Annotated in this window: 20 protein-coding genes; 12 read left to right on the top strand and 8 right to left on the bottom strand. The window is 27.2% G+C overall.

What is annotated here, in order from left to right:
• Position 1: 1 nt before the first annotated feature.
• Positions 2 to 1,225, bottom strand: a complete 1,224-nt coding sequence (locus Q3223_RS02345; protein ID WP_407811539.1) for an efflux RND transporter periplasmic adaptor subunit — start codon at positions 1,223 to 1,225, stop codon at positions 2 to 4.
• Positions 1,226 to 1,474: 249 nt separating this feature from the next.
• Here Q3223_RS02345 and Q3223_RS02350 point away from each other — a divergent pair, with 249 nt between their 5' ends.
• The gene (locus tag Q3223_RS02350; protein WP_054271011.1) at positions 1,475 to 1,960 is read left to right on the top strand and encodes a MarR family winged helix-turn-helix transcriptional regulator; all 486 of its coding nucleotides are present in this window, start codon (positions 1,475 to 1,477) and stop codon (positions 1,958 to 1,960) included.
• Positions 1,961 to 2,071: 111 nt separating this feature from the next.
• Here the strand turns inward: Q3223_RS02350 and Q3223_RS02355 are convergent, their stop codons facing one another.
• A complete protein-coding gene (locus Q3223_RS02355) occupies positions 2,072 to 4,300 on the bottom strand; it encodes a type IA DNA topoisomerase (protein WP_231300801.1) in 2,229 nt (742 codons plus the stop codon).
• 112 nt (positions 4,301 to 4,412) lie between these two features.
• On the opposite strand from Q3223_RS02355, the gene dut reads away from it, so the two are divergent.
• Complete coding sequence (dut, locus tag Q3223_RS02360) at positions 4,413 to 4,844, top strand: dUTP diphosphatase (RefSeq protein ID WP_054271009.1); 432 nt, start codon at positions 4,413 to 4,415, stop codon at positions 4,842 to 4,844.
• A gap of 261 nt (positions 4,845 to 5,105) precedes the next feature.
• Entirely contained in the window at positions 5,106 to 6,296 is a 1,191-nt protein-coding gene (locus tag Q3223_RS02365) for an SH3 domain-containing protein (RefSeq protein WP_054271008.1), read from the top strand.
• A gap of 240 nt (positions 6,297 to 6,536) precedes the next feature.
• Here Q3223_RS02365 and Q3223_RS02370 read toward each other — a convergent pair whose 3' ends face one another.
• Genes Q3223_RS02370 through Q3223_RS02380 form a run of 3 tightly spaced genes read right to left on the bottom strand, consistent with a single transcriptional unit; the run spans position 6,537 to position 7,613 of the window.
• A complete protein-coding gene (locus tag Q3223_RS02370; protein WP_054277158.1) occupies positions 6,537 to 7,109 on the bottom strand; it encodes a manganese catalase family protein in 573 nt (190 codons plus the stop codon).
• 28 nt (positions 7,110 to 7,137) lie between these two features.
• Entirely contained in the window at positions 7,138 to 7,404 is a 267-nt protein-coding gene (locus Q3223_RS02375; protein WP_003416729.1) for a spore coat protein CotJB, read from the bottom strand.
• On the bottom strand, positions 7,404 to 7,613 hold the full coding sequence (locus Q3223_RS02380) for a spore coat associated protein CotJA (RefSeq protein ID WP_054270993.1): 210 nt from the start codon (positions 7,611 to 7,613) through the stop codon (positions 7,404 to 7,406). The genes Q3223_RS02375 and Q3223_RS02380 overlap by 1 nt, the downstream gene beginning before the upstream one ends.
• Positions 7,614 to 7,881: 268 nt before the next feature.
• Here Q3223_RS02380 and Q3223_RS02385 point away from each other — a divergent pair, with 268 nt between their 5' ends.
• The 6 genes from Q3223_RS02385 to Q3223_RS02410 all read left to right on the top strand — a co-directional run bounded on the left by Q3223_RS02385 (position 7,882) and on the right by Q3223_RS02410 (position 13,449).
• Positions 7,882 to 8,742, top strand: coding sequence for an ATP-binding protein (locus tag Q3223_RS02385; protein ID WP_021385277.1), 861 nt, complete (start codon positions 7,882 to 7,884; stop codon positions 8,740 to 8,742).
• 47 nt (positions 8,743 to 8,789) lie between these two features.
• Positions 8,790 to 9,818 (top strand): 3'-5' exonuclease, encoded by a 1,029-nt coding sequence (locus Q3223_RS02390; protein WP_054270992.1) that lies wholly within the window; start codon positions 8,790 to 8,792, stop codon positions 9,816 to 9,818.
• A gap of 353 nt (positions 9,819 to 10,171) precedes the next feature.
• Positions 10,172 to 10,678, top strand: coding sequence for a flavin reductase (locus tag Q3223_RS02395; protein WP_054277156.1), 507 nt, complete (start codon positions 10,172 to 10,174; stop codon positions 10,676 to 10,678).
• A 287-nt stretch (positions 10,679 to 10,965) separates the two neighbouring features.
• On the top strand, positions 10,966 to 11,640 hold the full coding sequence (locus tag Q3223_RS02400; RefSeq protein WP_284182116.1) for a hypothetical protein: 675 nt from the start codon (positions 10,966 to 10,968) through the stop codon (positions 11,638 to 11,640).
• Between the two features lie 157 nt (positions 11,641 to 11,797).
• The gene (locus tag Q3223_RS02405) at positions 11,798 to 12,304 is read left to right on the top strand and encodes a PolC-type DNA polymerase III (RefSeq protein ID WP_074178409.1); all 507 of its coding nucleotides are present in this window, start codon (positions 11,798 to 11,800) and stop codon (positions 12,302 to 12,304) included.
• Between the two features lie 128 nt (positions 12,305 to 12,432).
• A complete protein-coding gene (locus Q3223_RS02410; protein ID WP_054270989.1) occupies positions 12,433 to 13,449 on the top strand; it encodes a biosynthetic peptidoglycan transglycosylase in 1,017 nt (338 codons plus the stop codon).
• 552 nt (positions 13,450 to 14,001) lie between these two features.
• Here the strand turns inward: Q3223_RS02410 and Q3223_RS02415 are convergent.
• Positions 14,002 to 14,301, bottom strand: a complete 300-nt coding sequence (locus Q3223_RS02415; RefSeq protein WP_243192675.1) for a hypothetical protein — start codon at positions 14,299 to 14,301, stop codon at positions 14,002 to 14,004.
• Positions 14,302 to 14,829: 528 nt separating this feature from the next.
• Between Q3223_RS02415 and Q3223_RS02420 the strand changes: the two genes are divergently transcribed.
• From Q3223_RS02420 to Q3223_RS02430, 3 genes are all read left to right on the top strand, one after another.
• A complete protein-coding gene (locus tag Q3223_RS02420) occupies positions 14,830 to 15,204 on the top strand; it encodes a BlaI/MecI/CopY family transcriptional regulator (protein WP_079770229.1) in 375 nt (124 codons plus the stop codon).
• Positions 15,197 to 16,225: a M56 family metallopeptidase gene (locus tag Q3223_RS02425; RefSeq protein WP_074178406.1), complete on the top strand. Its 1,029-nt coding sequence runs from the start codon at positions 15,197 to 15,199 to the stop codon at positions 16,223 to 16,225. Before Q3223_RS02420 ends, Q3223_RS02425 begins: the two co-directional genes overlap by 8 nt.
• 64 nt (positions 16,226 to 16,289) lie before the next feature.
• On the top strand, positions 16,290 to 16,862 hold the full coding sequence (locus Q3223_RS02430; protein ID WP_074178405.1) for a peptidoglycan-binding protein: 573 nt from the start codon (positions 16,290 to 16,292) through the stop codon (positions 16,860 to 16,862).
• 106 nt (positions 16,863 to 16,968) lie between these two features.
• On the opposite strand, the gene Q3223_RS02435 is transcribed toward Q3223_RS02430, so the two are convergent.
• Positions 16,969 to 17,985 (bottom strand): alpha-hydroxy-acid oxidizing protein, encoded by a 1,017-nt coding sequence (locus Q3223_RS02435; RefSeq protein WP_074178404.1) that lies wholly within the window; start codon positions 17,983 to 17,985, stop codon positions 16,969 to 16,971.
• A 335-nt stretch (positions 17,986 to 18,320) separates the two neighbouring features.
• The gene (locus Q3223_RS02440) at positions 18,321 to 18,503 is read right to left on the bottom strand and encodes a hypothetical protein (RefSeq protein ID WP_021385205.1); all 183 of its coding nucleotides are present in this window, start codon (positions 18,501 to 18,503) and stop codon (positions 18,321 to 18,323) included.
• Positions 18,504 to 18,659 lie beyond the last annotated feature (156 nt).

The raw sequence follows: 18,659 nt of genomic DNA on the forward strand, positions 1-18,659 counted from the left end.
ACTATTTCTCCTTTTCTACAGGAAATATCTTAGTTCCATCAGAAATAAGACTTATACCCCCAATAACCACTGTATCTTTTTCGCTTACACCACTTTTGATTTCTATTTTATCCTCTGTTACAATTCCAGTTTGAACTAATTTTTTCTTTGCTATATTATCCTTCTTTGCTATGTATACATATTTCTTTCCTTTTTCTTCGAATATTGCCTTTTTAGGTACTGTAACAGCACCATTTTCTTTTTCAACACTTAAATTTACTTGAGCAGACATTCCTGCTTTAAATTTATTGTTTGTATTATTAACAAGCACTTTAACAGGATATAAAGATGTCTGTGGGTCAACTACTGAAGGTACATAATCTACTTTTCCTAAAATTCTATGGTCTTCAATTATAACTTCTACGTTTCCATCCTTCTTAAATTTACCTATGTCTGATTCGGCTACATTTAAGTCAACTTCTAATATGTTAGGGTTGGAAATAGTAAAAGCTGGCTGTGATTGTGTTATCATTTCTTTTGCATCAAAGTTTTTAGCCGTTATTGTACCATCTACTGGAGCTGTTAATGTTAATTTATCTAAGTTACTCATTGCCAAATTATATGACACTTGAGCTTGGTCAAGTTGTTTTTTAGCAAGAACTTTAGCTTGAGGTATACTCTTTGAAGTTGCTGTATCGTATGATTTTTGAGCAGAATCTAGTTGTTGTTTTGATTGTTCTAAAGCAAATTCTATTTTTTTAAATTGGTCTAAACTAATTACTTCCTGCTCATAAAGAACCTTATTATTGTCATAATTTCTTTGAGATTCATCATATTGAATCTTTGCATTATCAAGAGCTGTCTTTGCTTGATTTACTTGTGATTCTAATGAACCACCAGTTGCACTTGAATAACTTGCTTTAGCCAAATCTAATGCTGCTTTACTTTGTTTTACACTATTTTCTAGATCTGGACTGCTTATACTCAATAATTCATCTCCTTTTCTTACATTTTGCCCAAGTTTTACATAAACTTCTTGAACTGTGCCAACAGTCTGTGCAGTAACAGCTGTTTCATCTTTAACCTTTGTAGTTCCTGAAAAAGCATTTGTGTTTTCAATTTCTCCTCCTACTGCTTTTTGAACAGAAACTGCTATTGGTTTCTCAGGTTCAGGTTCTTCTGTTTTTCCACATCCAACTAAAAACAGTGAACTACACATTAAGAAAACTATTAAATATCTTTTCATATCTCCTCCTATTATATATTGCACACTAGCTTGTTGTAGAATTTAAAGTGTCTTATTTTAAGTTTAGTTTTAGGCTAATAAAAAAACTTCCCTTTATTGGCAATTTATAATTCTCTAATTTGATTATAAATTTATAATTATTATGAGTCAATAACTTTTTCTTGTTTTAAATTTATTAATAGTTTATAATTTATACTATATAAATAACGAATGTTTTATTACATTATTTGTTGAAGGGATGTTACAAAGATGGATAACAATAATATACTTAAAATAGCAGACTCTTTCTTAGATTTCTTATTTGTACTTGAAAATAATATATTTAAAGAAAGTGATTTGTTAAAAAAATTTCAAAATAACTCGGATATAATGAAAGCGTATTTTGAAGAATGTCCAATGGCTCCATCGCATGCGAAGGTAATTCTTTATCTTATGACATCGAACTCATCATCAATTTCTCAAATAGCTTCTAATTTAGGAATATTAAAATCAAATATGACACCAATTATTGATAGATTGGTAGAACATGATTTAGTGAATAAATTTCCTGACCCAAAAGATAGAAGAATTCTTAGGGTGGAATTAACGGATAAGGCATTTAAATTGTTTGATGCAGTAAAAGCTATACTTAAAGAGTCTTTAGTAAAGAAACTATCAAATCTTTCTGAAGAAGAGTTAGCTTTATTGGATGAACATACACTGAAGCTATCAGAAATAGTAAAAAAATTAGGTTAGATGTAGTTGTGAAAGTCATAATTAAAAAAGAAAAATTTTTTAAAACAATAAATGTCAGTAGCATAATATTATATATTATACTACTGACATTTATTGTTTTATGAGTATTATTTAATTATCAAACTCTATTTTCCAACTAAAATAACCATTATCTGGATTCTTATTGTATTTTAATGTGGCATCAAACTTATTCCCATTTTTAGCAGTTAAAGACTTTACCTTGGTTTCACCTTTTTTTAAAATGTTTTTGACCATTGTTTTATTAACTTTCTTTTTATAAAGACTTAAGTACTTATCATTTTTCCAAATAACAAATTTACATTCTTTATGATTTTTACAAGCAAACCCTTTATCGAATTCAAGCACATCACCCTGACAAACAGGACATTTACCAAGAGATGGATTATCATCATTATTTTTACTTTCATTTTTGTCATCAGAATCTTTTGACACAGCAATTTCCTTTGTGGAATTAGCTATACCTTTTTTCTGCTTTTTTTCTTTTGTTTTAGTAAATTTTTTAGTTTTTGAATCAAAAATATATGCTTCTGTGTTTATGTTTTTTGAAGTATCGTGTTTTATAATATTGACATTTTGATATATAAAATTAATGATATTAGTAAGATATTCTTTTCTAGTGTATTTTCCTTTTTGAATATCACTCAAACTTTTTTCAAGTTTTCCAGTATAGTCTACATCAAATAAGTCTTTAACAGGGAAAATTTCAACTAAGTTTTTTCCAAGGTCTGTTATAGAGTAAGATTTTCCTTTTTTATTTACATATCCAACTTGGCTTATTTTCTTCAATACATCAGCACGTGTGGCTGATGTCCCTATAGAATATCCTGATAACACTGTTGTATCTTCTTCAGGCACGTTTTTACCACAATTTTTCATGGCTTTTAGAAGAGTGTCTTCAGTATATGGTTTAGGAGGAGTAGTCTGTTTAGTTAATGGTTTTACTTCTAAGACATCTACACTATCATTTTTATTTACAAGTGGAAGTAAATCGTTTTTTTCTTCCTTATTATATACTTCAAGATATCCTTTTGATTTAAGTACTTTACCTTTTGTTAGGAAAGTACAATTATCTACTTCTGTCTTAATTTCTGTATTCTCATATTCAGCAGGAGGCATAAAGTTTGCTATAAACCTATCTTTTATAGCATCATAAACTAGTTGTTCATCTTTAGATAAGCTTTTTGGAATTATATAAGTAGGGATTATAGCACTATGTGAATCTACTTTAGAAGAATCAAAGACTCTTTTAGTCTTGGAAAATTTAATTTTATTTTCATATTCAAGACCAACCTTTAATTTGTCTAAGGTTTGAGATACCTTTGAAGTTAAGCTTTCTTCTAAAAAAATAGAATCAGTTCTAGGATAAGTTATATATCCACCCTTACCATTACCTTCATAAAGAGATTGACAGACATTTAAAACCTTGTCAGATGTAAAATTAGAATACTTAGAAGTTATATATCCTTGAAGTGATGTCAAACTAAAAAGTTTGGGTGCATATTCTTTTGACATAGTAACTTTTTTATCTAGTATTTTACCTGTTTCAGATGTAATTGAAGCTATAATTTTATTTGCATCTTCAAGTGTATCAAATTTACTTTCTTTGCCCTTAACATACTTACCTTTATACTCACCAGCTTCAGCTTTAAAATGACCTTCGATTTCGTAATAAGTTTTAGGAACAAAATTTAGTATTTCCATATCTCTATCATAGACTAATTTAACTGTTGGAAGAATTACTCTACCTATATTTAATAATTTTCCATTTCCATATTTCAATGTAGCAACAGAAGTGAAATTTATTCCAATCAACCAATCAGTGATAAGTCTTGTATATCCAGCCGCTTGAAGATTTCTCATTTCATCTTCATCTTTTAAGTTTTTTATACCCCTTGTAATGTCTTCTGGTGTCCATTCATTTACTAAGATTCTTTTTACTGGTTTTTTATTGTTTGCAAGTAAAAATATCAGAAATGCTATGAGTTCTCCTTCTCGGTCATTATCAGTAGCATTTATTACGTATTCTACATCTTTTCTATTCAAGAGCTTTTTTACAGTATTAAATTGTTTGGTTTTAGAACTATCAATCTTAAATTTAAACTTATCTTCAGGAACAAATGGAAAATTATTCATTTTCCAAGAACCAGAATATTTATCTTTATCATAATCCTTCATATCATATAATGATACTAAGTGCCCAACTGCATAAGTAATTATATAATCATTTCCTTCAAAGTAACCATCTTGTCTAGTCTTTGCACCTAGAAAGGATGCTATAGTTTTTGCAACAGATGGTTTCTCAGCAAGTACAAGTTTCATAAAAAATCCTCCTTTAAAACACTAATAATTATATTACCACAAAAAAATAAAAAACTTCAAGAGGTCGAAATTTAAGTTATAATATTTATAGAAAGTTGAAAGGAGATATAAAATGTATAATTTGAAAGTAAAAAAATTAAATGATGATGCTATAATACCTAATTTTGCTCACAAGGGTGATGCTGGTATGGATTTGTATTCTATAGAAGAGGTTGTAATACCTTCTGGGGAGACTAAACTTATTAAAACTGGTATATGTATAGAGCTTCCTGCTATGACAGAAGCACAGGTAAGACCTAGAAGTGGACTTGCTTTAAAACATTCTATTACTGTGTTAAACACACCAGGAACTATTGATGAAGGATATAGAGGAGAGCTTAAAATTATATTAATAAATCATGGGAAAAATGATTTTAAAGTTGAGAAACATATGAAAATTGCTCAAATGATAGTGAAACCTATCTATGATATTAACATAGAAGAAGTGAAAGAATTAAGTGATTCTGAAAGAGGAAAAGGTGGATTTGGTTCAACAGGTTTTTAAAAAGTTACAAAAAAGTTAAAAAATATAGCCATCTTTTAAAAAGGTAAAAGATGGCTATATTGCTGAATTACAGGCTGTTAATAATTAAAATTAATTTATGGTAATTTGTGGTAAATAAATATTGCTATAGACAAATAGTTACAAATTTGTAATAATATTAATATAAAAGAAATAATTGATATTTTAATAGAGTGTCAATTATTTCTTTTATATTTAAAAATTAAATAAAGTTACTAGAAAAGAGGAGATGAGTGGAAGGTTATGAATTTTAATCAAAAGAGAATAGCAGCCAGTATAATGGCAACTGCGATAATAATGCCTACAATGGGGAACTTAGCATATGCCGATGAATCTGGAGTAGAGAGTGTAAGTATAGAAAGTAGAACAATAACAGGGAATGCAGTAAATTTTAGAAAAGGACCAAGTACAAACCATGAATCAATGGGAAAACTTTACAAAGGTGATAAAGTTGAGTATGTAGGAAAAGATGGTTCTTGGGCAAAAGTTAAATATAATGGAAACACAGGTTATGTACATGCAAATTATGTAGGAATAAATAACCTTGGGAATAGTAATGAAAGTAGTGATGCTTCAGTTAAGTCAACAAAAGTTGTTACAGCCAAAGGATTAAATTTTAGAACAGGACCAAGTACAAGTAGTTCTAAAATATCTACGTTAGGATACGGAACTGAAGTTGGATACATATCTGAGTCAAATGGATGGTCAAAAATAAGTTCTAATGGTAGAGTGGGTTATGTTTCAAGCAAATATTTAGGAACTAGTGTAAATGAATCTACGAATGGAAATTCTGGAAGTAGTTCAAATGACCTTGTAAAGGACACAAAGGTTGTAACAGCAAAATCATTAAACCTTAGAACGGGGCCAGGTACAGGTCATTCTAAAGTAGCAACATTAAGCTATGGAACTGAAGTTGGAAGTATTTCTGAAGATGGAGGATGGACAAAGGTAAATCATGACAATCAAACAGGATATGTATCAAGTCAATATCTTGCTGAAAAAGGTTCTGTTGATACTTCAACTCCATCTGATTCAACTAACACTCCAAGTCAGGGAGCTGATAGTGTAATAAGTTTTGCAAAGACACTACTTGGAAAACCATATGTATGGGGAGCGGAAGGTCCAAATAGTTTTGACTGTTCAGGATTCACACAATACGTTATGAAAAAATCAGCAGGTGTTAGCATACCAAGAGTATCTAGAGACCAAAGTAAGTATGGAACATATGTAAACAGAGGAGACCTTAGAAGTGGAGACTTAATATTCTTTGATACACAAGGGTCAAATAATGGTTCTGTAAGTCACGTTGGAATATACATGGGAAATGGAGATATGATACATGCATCTTCAGGTTCATCGAAAAAGGTAACAATATCTAATATAAATAGTAGTTACTATTCAAGTAGATATGTAAACGCAAGAAGAGTTTTATAATAATTTTTTATTATAGAACTTAATCAATAGATTTTTCTTTATTGCTTATAATAAAAAAGCAGGTACAATATTAATAGTGTTATAGATTACATTCTATATTACTATTTAATTAGTACCTGCTTTTTTCTTTACCTTCTTCAATTTATAGAAAATAAACTGGATTTATGTTATTTTGTAAATTTTAATAACAACAGTAAATTATAAATTATCAAATAATATTAGTTTATATAAATAAAAATTTTAGAACATTTTTTGGTTTTCTTCTAAGTCGTAAGCATCCATTAAAGCTTCACCAAATCTTTGATAGTGAATTATTTCTCTTTGACCTAAGAATTTTAGTACATCTATAACATCAACATCATCTGTTAGATTTATAAGTTGATAATAAGTCGCAAGTGCTTTTTGTTCAGCAGCCATATTTTCATGTAAATCAGTTACAGGATTTGACATAACGGCTATAGGTCTTACATCAAATGGAACACCATTTGAATCTGTTGGATAAATTCCATATCCATTTTGTGCATAGTTTGAACCAAGACCTGCAGCTTTTAATTCTTCTGGACTTGCATCAGAAGTCAACTGATAAACCATAGTACATATAAGCTCAACGTGAGCTAATTCTTCTGTACCAATGTCTGTTAAAAGTGCACGCATATTGCCAGTAGGCATTGTATATCTTTGGCTTAAATATCTTAAAGATGCAGCAAGTTCTCCATTTGGTCCCCCAAATTGAGTTATAAGAAATTTAGCCATTCTAGGGTCGCAAGTTTTTATATTAACTGGGTGTTGTATAGTTTTCTGATATATCCACATGAATTTTCAATCCTCCAATACTTGATGTCTAATAATTAAATTCTCTGTCCCAAGGCCAAGGTTGGTCAGCCCATTGCCAAGGGCATCTACTTGGAGCGTACCCAAAGTTAGTTAAAGGACCGTATTTATTTTCGTAAGCATATCTAGCTTGCGCAAATTGGTTACATAATGAATTGTAAGTGTTGATAGCATTTTTATCATCAGGATGATTGTCTAAATATAAGTTCATATCAACACATGCAAAAGATGTCTCCTGAATTTTTCTCATAAGTTCAGCTCTAGATGAATCTTTCATTATCTTCTACCTCCTCTAAATTTTTTTGGCTTAGCATATAATTCTTTGTTGTACATTTCAGATTCTAATAAGTTTAGTTCTGGGAATATAGTTCCAAATTTTAATGCATCAGAAAGGCAGTACATTTCTGTGAAAATTTGATTATTAATGTATGGTCTAGCCAAAGATGGACCACAATTTTTTTTGATATCTCTAGTCTTATTTTCCAAGTTGAAAACCTCCTTGTTGTGAATAGATAGGTAAGTCTATCTAGTGTATAATATTCAGTCATTTAAAAATCGTTACTCATAATAAAATATTAAATGAGAAAAATAAAAAAGATAATAAAAGAAAGAGGTTATTTATGTTATTATAAGTTTATGTGTTATTGAAAATTATAAATTATTTGTTGAAATTAAAGTGAAAATTATAGTATTTTATAGATGAAGGTAGACTTTTTTGTAAAATATTATTAACATAAATATATGAGGTGATTAAATGAGTGAGCTATCAGGAAAAGGCTGTGAAATTATAGTTCCTTTTGAGGAAAGACTTCCAGTAAGAGATATAGAAAAAAGTATAATAAAAAAATATAGAAAAAATTTATGGTCAAAGTTTATGAAAGCAATAAGAGATTACAAATTAGTTGAAGAAGGGGATAAGATAGCTGTAGCAATTTCTGGTGGAAAAGACAGTATTCTTATGGCTAAAATGTTTCAGGAGTTAAAAAGACATGGACAAGTTAATTTCGATGTTGAGTTTATTGCTATGGACCCTGGATATCATGCAAATATAAGACAATTACTTATAGATAATTGTGAGTACCTAAATATACCAATACATTTATTTGATTCAAGAATATTTGAAATAGCAGATGAAATAGCAAAAGATTATCCATGTTATATGTGTGCAAGAATGAGAAGAGGAGCATTATATTCAAAGGCAGAAGAGTTAGGATGTAATAAGCTTGCATTAGGTCATCATTATGATGATGTAATAGAGACAACAATGCTTAATTTATTGTGTGCTGGTAATTTTAAAACAATGCTTCCTAAACTTAATTCTACTAATTTTGAAGGTATAAAAATCATAAGACCACTTTATTATATAAGAGAAGAGCATATTATAAGATTTATTCAAAATAGTGGTATATGGCCACTAAATTGTGCATGTATGGTTGCAGCTAAAAAAACAGGAAACAAGAGATATGAAATAAAAGACTTAATAAAAAGTTTAGAGCCAAATTTTAAAAATGTAGAGAAATCTATATTTAAGGCAGCAGAAAATGTAAATCTTGATTCAATACTTGGTTGGCAACAAAATGGGGAGAAACATTCTTTCTTAGAAGATTTTGAATAAAAATAATTAAAAAGAATCACTATAAACAATTGGAAAGGGTGTTTATATTGAAAAGAGTATATGTAGACTTTGAAATGAATATGCCAAATTCTAAATCAAAGAGGGCAGTATTAAATTCTGATATAATTGCAATTGGAGCAGTTATGTATGATGAAAAGACAAAAAATATTGATAAATTTAAATCTTTAATAAAGCCAGTAAGTAATGAAGAATTGTATCCTCATATACAGGAATTAACACATATATCTTCAGAAGAATTGAAGAATGCACCAAGTTATGAAGAGGTCATGAGAAAGTTTAAAAAATGGTTAGGCATATTTTCTGAAATTGAAGGAATATATACTTTTGGCAATTTAGATTTGACATGTTTTAATAATACTGATATGAGAAGTTCTAAGAAGAATAATCATCCAAGATTTGTAAATAATATTAGGGATTTATTTATAGATATAAAAGAAAAATATATAAATTGTGGTATGAGATGTATGAACTACATATCATTAAAAAACTTACTTGAATTTGCAAATTTAGAATTTAGTGGAGATGCTCATGACCCATTAAATGACGCATATAATTTATTTGTTTTGGATGAAGCAATAACAAATAATATTGATATACAAAATCTTTTGATAATACGAGATATAATAAGACCACCATTTAACGACATAAATTGTGACTTAGATACTTGTTTTAATAAATTTAAGGAGTCTCTGTATAATAAAGAAGGAAATTATAATATTGTAGATTTTTCTATCGAAATAATAAAAACTGTGAGAATGTACTTATTAACAATCATAAATATAAATATACAAAATTTAGAGGTTATGAAAGATATAAGCAAGAAATTGGATACTATAGATAAACTGAAAGATATAGAAGAAGGTTATTTTTACTTATTAGAAGATGTATATTTTGATATGAAAGATTTGCTAGAAGATTTAATGCTTTATAGAGTGCATGAAGATGAGTATAAGTATGAAGTAGAAAATATAATAAAAATGTTTGATGAAGATTTATATAATGAAAAAATATATATCAATAAAGATAATAATTTAGATGCTGTTAACAAGGTATAGGAAATTATATAATATAATAAAATTTGATGACTATGATAATTTTTTATAAGATTAAAGTTAGATAGAACTAAATTGATATAAAAATATATAAAATAATAAAAAATGTGGAAAGGATGTATACTTTCTACATTTTTTTAGTTTAAGAAATATAGTATCTGTTTTATAATTAATATATTTTAGTGATATTTTACTGTTATAAAATATAGAAACTATTTCTTGCGAAAGTAATTGATTTGTTGTATTATAATTTACATGAATATGTAAGACAATTAAAAAAAGTATTATAAGAGTAGATATATTCAAAAATTTAACTATTAGTTTATATATTAAAAGATGAAGGGTAGGATGAAGTCATGAGCTTTAAAGAAGTGAAAATTGAGGAATTACAGTTTAATCCATTTACTAAGATTGGTAAAGAATGGTTGCTAATAACAGCTGGTGATTCAGAAAAATTTAACACAATGACTGCTAGCTGGGGTGGTGTCGGAGTATACTGGAGTAAAAACGTTGTTACAACTTACATAAGACCACAGAGATATACAAAGGAATTTGTAGATAATAATGATACATTTACAATTGCATTTTTTGATGAAACTTATAGAGAGGCTTTAAATATCTGTGGAACTATTTCTGGTAGAGATATAAATAAAGTAGAAAAAGCAGGACTTACACCATATTTTGTAGATGATACTGTAGCTTTTGAAGAAGCTAATATGATTATGGTATGTAAGAAATTGTATCATGATACTATGCCACCAGAGAATTTCGATGCTAAAGAAAATGATAAAAAGTGGTATCCAAATAAGGATTATCACACTATGTATATTTCAGAAATTATAAAAGTTCTTGTAAAAGAATAAATATATTAAAAAAATGAACTCTATTTGATAGGGTTCATTTTTTTATTTGCTCATAGAAAATCAGTTATCTAGATAAAAAAGTTTATTTGAAATAGTTAAATATGCTTTATAAATAGTTTTATGTTAATTAGAAGCTCAATTTATTAATTTTATAGTGACCTTATTTTAACACAAATAACTTTAATATTAATTTTATTCAATATATTATTATAAAAGTATAAATATCACTTAATAAAAATATATATTGTATTAGGTATTTTAAATAAATTTTTAAAGGGTGATTTATTATGGAAAGTATAACTAGTTATTTTAGAACGATACTATGTGTATTTATATGTTTATCGTCTGCATTTATATTTATTCAACTAACAAGAGTATTTATTAATAAGAAAAAAGTTAATCAGAAAAATAAATTGAAAAAAGGATTTAGGTATGATAGAGATTTGATTGAAACGAGAAGAGAAGATGTACATATAAAAATTAATAATATCAACAAAACTAAGAGCAACAATAGTAATAAAAAATTAAAAGAAGAAAAAGTATTCAAATATGACAATGGAGACCTGTATAAAGGTGAGTTTGTTGATGGAAAGAAAAATGGATTTGGAATATATGTTTTTTCAAGTAATGAAAGATATGAAGGATTATGGAAAGATGATAAGATGCATGGAATAGGAAAGTATACTTATAGAGATGGCTCAATATATACAGGAGAATTTAAATATGGATTAAAAAATGGTTTGGGAAAATTGACATATCCAAATAATGATATTTATAAGGGATATTTTTTAGATAATAAGAAAAATGGTAAAGGTATATTATATAAAAATGATGGAAATAAACAGGCAGGAATATGGGAAGATGATGAACAATGTAAAAATTTAGACCTTAAAGATTTAAACAATAAGGAGATAAATAATATTTATCGAAATAGATTAAATAATAATAAAGTGAAAATCTAGCGATTATAAAAAAATAATCTTTATTTATAATGGAAAAATAATATATATATGTTGTAATTTGTAAAATCTTTCTATATGGTATAAAATTAAGTATTGATTAGTCTATTACATAAATATAGAATATAAATATATCCATTTGATAATAAGGAGAAGAGATATGAATGAATATGTAGTTGTGGATTTAGAAACTACAGGCTTAGATCCATATAAAGGTTGTGAAATAATAGAAATAGGAATAACAGAAATAAAAAATGACGAAATTGTAAAAAACTACTCAAGATTGATAAAACCTAAAGGTATAATTTCTTCATTTATAACAGAATTGACACATATAAGCAATGAAATGGTAGAAAATGAAGAGCCTCTAGAATTGGTTTTACCTAGATTTAGAAAATACATAGGAAATAGAACTATAATTGCACACAATGCAAAGTTTGATTTAAAGTTTTTAAATTACTATCTTAGAATATTAGATTTAGAACCAATAAACAATTATATATGTACACTAGAATTATTAAAAAAATGTAAAAGTTATAAAGGAAAAAATAAGAAGCTTGAAACAGCTTGTGCTTATTACAATATAGAGAATATAAATGCTCATAGAGCTGACAGTGACACTTTAGCAACTGCAAAACTATTTTTGAAAATAAAAGATGAATATTAATCTTAAATATAGAGAAAATTAGTGAAAATATCCTTTATAAAATTGACCCTTAAACTTACAATTTTGTTCTTTGATTTATTTTGTAGAACAATGTATAATGTACCTTAGTATAAAGAAGGGAGACTAAAATGGGTTATTACGATGATGATGATAATAATAAAATAAGACGTAAAAAAGTAAATAATAGTAAAGATAGTAATAAAAAATCTAAACATTCTTATACTTCAACAAATAAAAAAAATAAAACTTCTAAGACAAGCTCTAGTAAAAGAATGAGTGAAAAAGTAGATTCACAGAATCTTATAAAAAGAGAAAGAGATAGTTTTACAAGAGATAATGTAAGACCTTTAAATACAGATTACAATCAAAGAGAAAGAAGAAGAGTTGATTATAAGCAAAGAGAGAAAAAGCTAAAAAGTAAAAAAAGAAAAAAACAAAAAAGGATTAAGATAGCTAGAGCATTGTTATCTATTATGCTAGTTGCTCTGATTATACTTTCAGTAGCAGGTGCAATATTTACAGTTTCGGCTATAAAAGGGTCACCTGAAGTCACTAAAAAATTAATTAGGTCTAAATATATAAGTAGTGAAGTTGTAAGCATAAAGCAAATGCCAAATGACTTAAAGCATGCAATAGTTTCTATAGAAGATGAGAGATTTTATAAGCATAAAGGAGTAGATGTTATTTCTTTAACTAGGTCAGTACTCAATAATGTATTTACAGATACAACACAAGGTGGAAGTACTATAGATATGCAAGTTTCAAAAAATCTGCTTACTAGTGATGATAAAACTATGAAACGAAAAATAAGGGATATGTATAATGCTAAGCAGATGAATAAGATTATGAGTAAGGATGAAATTCTTGAAGCTTATTTAAATAATATGTATTTAGGTAAAAATGCATATGGAGCTGCAAAGGGAGCTGAAGTGTATTTTGGTAAAAAAGTTAGTGAGTTAAATTTATCTGAATGTGCTATGTTGGCTGGTATGACAAATAATCCTGCAAGGTATATTGACCATGGAGAGGCTAAAAAGAGACAATTAATTGTATTGTATAAGATGCATGAGCTTGGTTATATAACTGATAAGGAATATAGAATAGCTAAAGCTGATGACACTCCTTTTAAGTCGGAAATTGATTAAGAAAATATAAAATCTAGTGATTTTAGTGTTTTCAGTCTAGTGATATATAATAAAAAGCTGTTTTGCCACCATATTGCCACCAAATTTGTAATTTGGTGGCAATTGTTTTATTGTATAAAATGCAGAATGTAGTATTGTTTTAAATTTTACGAGGTATTCTAGTGAAGATATTTGTTATTGAGGATGAGAGTAGATTTGAAGAAATTTCAAAGGAATTGTGTAATATTAAAAGAGTTAAAAAGTAATAAATAAATTAAGTATTAATATGGACAACTATTAAACTAGTGGAAATTTATGTTTATATTATGAGGTAGCAAAAAAGTTATAAATTTAAAACACTTTATAAATAATTAGATTTTATAGATAGAAAATAAAAATTTATAATATAATAAAAGCTCTTAAAATAATAAATCAAAGTATTTTAAGGGTTTTTTACTATATCTTTTTAACTTTTATAGCTTTAAAAAGATATAACTCCAAATAAATTTACTCAATAAGGTATGTAATTAATTTAAGTATACATATTTGAAAAGTTAAATTATATATTATATTCTATAACTTTATCATTAAATCATAATCTAGACTTTTGTTAGAAAAACTTTCAATTAACTTTGACTTACACTTAGCATCTTTTAGAATATAATTATTTAACCAATAAACAATTGCATTTCCTCTATAATTTAATCCAATTCTAATTCCATTTTCATATTCCCAGAAAGGATGTTCTTCTTCTGTATTATCAATCCAATTATAGAATTTATCTCTAATTTCGTATTTTTTCAAATTAATGTCACTAGGGACTTCTATGTAATCAGGGTTGTAATCTCCACCAAAGCTCACTTTTATAATCACTATCAACCTCCAGTTTTGTTTATTTAAAATTATATCATATTTTGCAAAAGCTAAATTTTTTAATAGTATTATACTTTCAATTATTAAGGTTCATAAATAAATTGATATTTAAAAATGGTAATTATTATAAGAATTTCAAAATCTAGATATATTTTTTATTTGAAAATAATCAATATAAAACAAATATACGTGTGTAATAAAGGGACAGTAAAGAAATTATTAAAATTTATTTGCTGATTAGTATAGTCTATTTTAAAAAAAAGTATTATAATATCCTTTGTGTGCAAATATAGACATTATTATGAAAAAAATTTAGTATAAAAAAATTACTATACATTATTGTAATTAAACATATAAAAAGTAAAATATTTAGAAAAGTATATTTCTAAATCTAACTTTTAATATGGTATAAAAATTAGAAAATTAACAAAAAATACAAAAATTCACATTTTTTTCATAAATTGTTTGACTAAAAAATTCACGTGTTGTAGAATTATGTTAGCGGGAGTTTTGGGGGAGGTGTAAATAATGATAAAAAAAATACCACAAGCAGAACTAAAAGTAATGAAATTTATTTGGAGAGTAGATGCTACAGTGACATCAAAAGATGTTATTGAAGCAATGGAACAAGAATATGGCTGGAAACAAACCACAACACTGACACTTTTATCAAGGCTAGTAAAAAGAGGATTCTTAGATGCTCAAAAAATAGACAGATATACACATTACACAATAGTGGTAAAACATAAAGAATATTTAAGCTTTGAGACAAAGGATTTCCTAAGCAATATACATGATGATTCTTTTACAAGTTTAATTTCAGCATTACATGAGGATGAAAATTTAGGCAGAGATAAGCTGGATTTTTTAGAAAGTTATTTTGATAATTTAAAGGATGAATAATTATATGTTGTATATCTTTGACAATCTTATACAGACAACTATTATATGTAGTCTTGGTATTTGTCTATTATTATTTTTGAAAAGATATGTGTTTAAGAAGTTTAGTAAGAGATTCAATTATTATATTTGGTTGATAATAGTTTTTAGAATGCTACTTTTTCTATTTAATTATACAATAATGTATGAAGTAAAAGAGCCTAAGAGAAATGTAATAGGTAATGGAGTTACTGACATTTCTATGGGAAATAATATTATGCTGTATTTATCTTATTTATGGATACTTGTAACCATAGTCATTGCAGTTTATACCTTTGTAAAGTATACAAAATTTAAAAATCTTGTTGTTGATGTATCTTATGATATTGAAGATAATGATGTAAACTGTATCTATAAAAATTTGTTGAAAGAATTAAATATAAAAAAGAAAATTGAGTTAAGAGGTTCTGATGAATTGATAAGTCCAGCAGGTATGGGATTATTTAAGTCATATATATTCTTGCCAGATTATCCTTATAGTAAGGATGAGTTGACTTGGATTTTAAAACATGAATTAATGCATTTTAAGAACAAGGATATTTTGATAAAGTTTGCAGTGTTGTCTGTCAAAATAATATATTGGTTTAATCCACTTGTTTATATAATGAGTAATAAAGTAAATCTAGATTGTGAATTATGTTGTGATGAAAGTGTTTTGTCTGATTGTTCTTTAAAGGATAAGAAGGAGTATGCATTAGCGCTTATAAAGTCAATTAAATTGAGTAAGAATTATAATAGTGGGATTTTGACAACTGAATTTAATAAGACAAATTTAGAAAAGAGACTTGAGAGTATTGTTAAGAAGAAGGGTAGAAATGGTATTATTATAGCATTAGTTTTGGTTTGTATATCTTCAATAACTTATTTTAACTTTGAAGAAATAAGTCTTGATAATTTTAAAAATCTAAGAACAAGAGGAATTCTTGATAATACAGGTGTTGACCTTAAAGGTGATAATGTGTTAGGTCGCGCATTTATGTATTAATACAAAATAAATTGAAAAGTAAATAATATTATTTAAAATAAACATATTTAGGAGGAGTAAAAAATTGAAAAAATTGACAAAGACTTTAGTAATTATGTGTTGTATGGCTTTTGCATTTAGTGGTACTGTATTTGCAAATTCATCAAACGAAGAATCTGTTGAAAAATCATTTACAGTATCAGGGTATGATTTTACATATCAAAATGCACCAGAAGAGTTTAAGAAAGATTATGAGAAGAGTTGCGAGGAACTTAATATAAAACCTTCTCCAACTCATAAAATTTTTGTACCAGATGAAGTTATGAGTGGTTATGATTTAGAGAAATATAAAGAAGCTAGAGATTTATTCGATGTCCAGTATAATGATGGTGTTTTTAGAGTTGTGGGTAGTGGTAAAAATTATTCTGTAAATATAAATAATGTTACAGTAGGATATAATCATACACAAAGTGGTAATGCTGTGCATCTAGTTCAGGTTTTATGTAATAATTTAGCTGGAACTAGTCTGAAGTACGATAGTCAATTTGGAAATGACACATATAATGCAGTGAAAAAATTACAAGGGAAGCTAGGCTTACCACAAGATGGAGTTGTAGGAAAACAAACTTGGGAAGCAGCAGCAAAAAGACTTCCATAAATATAAATAAAAAAAATAATAAACTTATAAATTTATAAGTTTATTATTTTTTTATTAAATTTTTAACTTATATAAAGTAGTATTAATAATTCATATTAAACATAAATCACTTCCATATAACCCTGCCATCAATATCCTTAATCTCTTGACAACCAGTCAAAATCATAGTCTCACATAACTCATTCCTAACCTTCTCTATAAAAAACTCAACACCATCAAGACCACCACCAAAAGAAGCAGTAACAAAAGGTCTTCCCATCAAAACAGCATCAGCACCCAAACCAAGCATCTTAACTACATCAACACCAGTCCTAACACCACCATCAGCAAGTATTGTTATCTTTCCTTTTACAGCCTTAGCTATATCTGGAAGTACCTCACAAGTACCAGGAGTATAATCAAGTACTCTTCCTCCATGGTTTGAAACAATAATAGCACTGGCTCCAGACTCTACAGCCATCAAAGCATCATCCACAGTCATAATTCCTTTTATAATAAAAGGTAATCTAGTAGATTCAACCAATTCTCTAATCTCACTAATCGTCTTAGGAGAAAAAGGATTCTCTTGAAGTTGATTATTAATCAATCCACAAGCATCAAGGTCTACACCAACCGCAAAAGCACCTGCTTCTTCAGATAATCTAATTTTTTCTATTATCTTTGAATTTTTCCAAGGCTTTATAAATACAATTCCATTTCCATCATTATCTTTTAATACATCTAAATTATTCAATAAAAAAGTATCCACATTGGTATCACCAACCATAGCATAAATTCCAGAATTGGAACAGCCTCTAACGACAGGTTCTATGTATTCTTTTTCAGAAACTTTACCACCCATATTTAATATAGTACCTGATACAGGTGCAGCAAATATAGGAGAACTCATTTTTCTACCAAATAATTCTATAGAAGTATCTGGGTTTGAAACACTATGTATTACTCTCATATTTATCTTTATTTTTTCTAGACTCTTTCTATTTTCAATAAAAGATGAACCACTTCCTTTGCCTCCCATGCCAGGAACATTTCCAGCACAAGCTAATCCATTACAAATTTTACAGACTTTACATGTTCCATTAAAGTTCTCTCTAGCTGATTTTAACAATTCATTATAATTCATATAAAAACTCTCCTTTTCATAATATTAAAATTGAGTAGTACTATATTGAAAATATCTTAATTGTAAGTGTAGAAATGATATTATGATGAGTTAAACTAGATAATACATATTAGATATTTTTTATTGTTGTAGATACTTAAAGTATAGCATATGAGCTAAGTTAATTATAGAAAAATAAATATCACTTGTTCAAGTATACATTTTGAGAAACTTTAAAAGGACTATAGATAGATTTTTTTGAAAATCTATCTATAGTCCTTAAATTTATGTCAATCCTTTTTTTATTAATGAATATATAATATAGAATACAATATACAAAAAAGTTTCTCAAAATGCTATGCTAATCCCCATTTACAGAGCAACATCATTATACTGTGTAAATTTGAATCAACAATATTTTCTCCATATCTAACCATAAAATCATCTAACTGTGTGTCAATAAATGAATAATATCCACTTATGCTATCAATGTAGGCAGTCATTAAGTGTATACATTCATCACTTTTATCTTTATACATATATATCTCCCCCTATATACAATATATAAATTTAGATACTAAATCGTATCATATAAAATATTTGAGCGTGTCACATCTATGCAGTTCTATATTTATATCCTTATATTAATAGCTAAAGTAAGTTTTGACAATAGGTTTTGAAAAACTGGATATTTA

It is taken from the genome of Clostridioides sp. GD02367, from assembly GCF_045900275.1.
Lineage (GTDB): Bacteria > Bacillota > Clostridia > Peptostreptococcales > Peptostreptococcaceae > Clostridioides > Clostridioides difficile_A.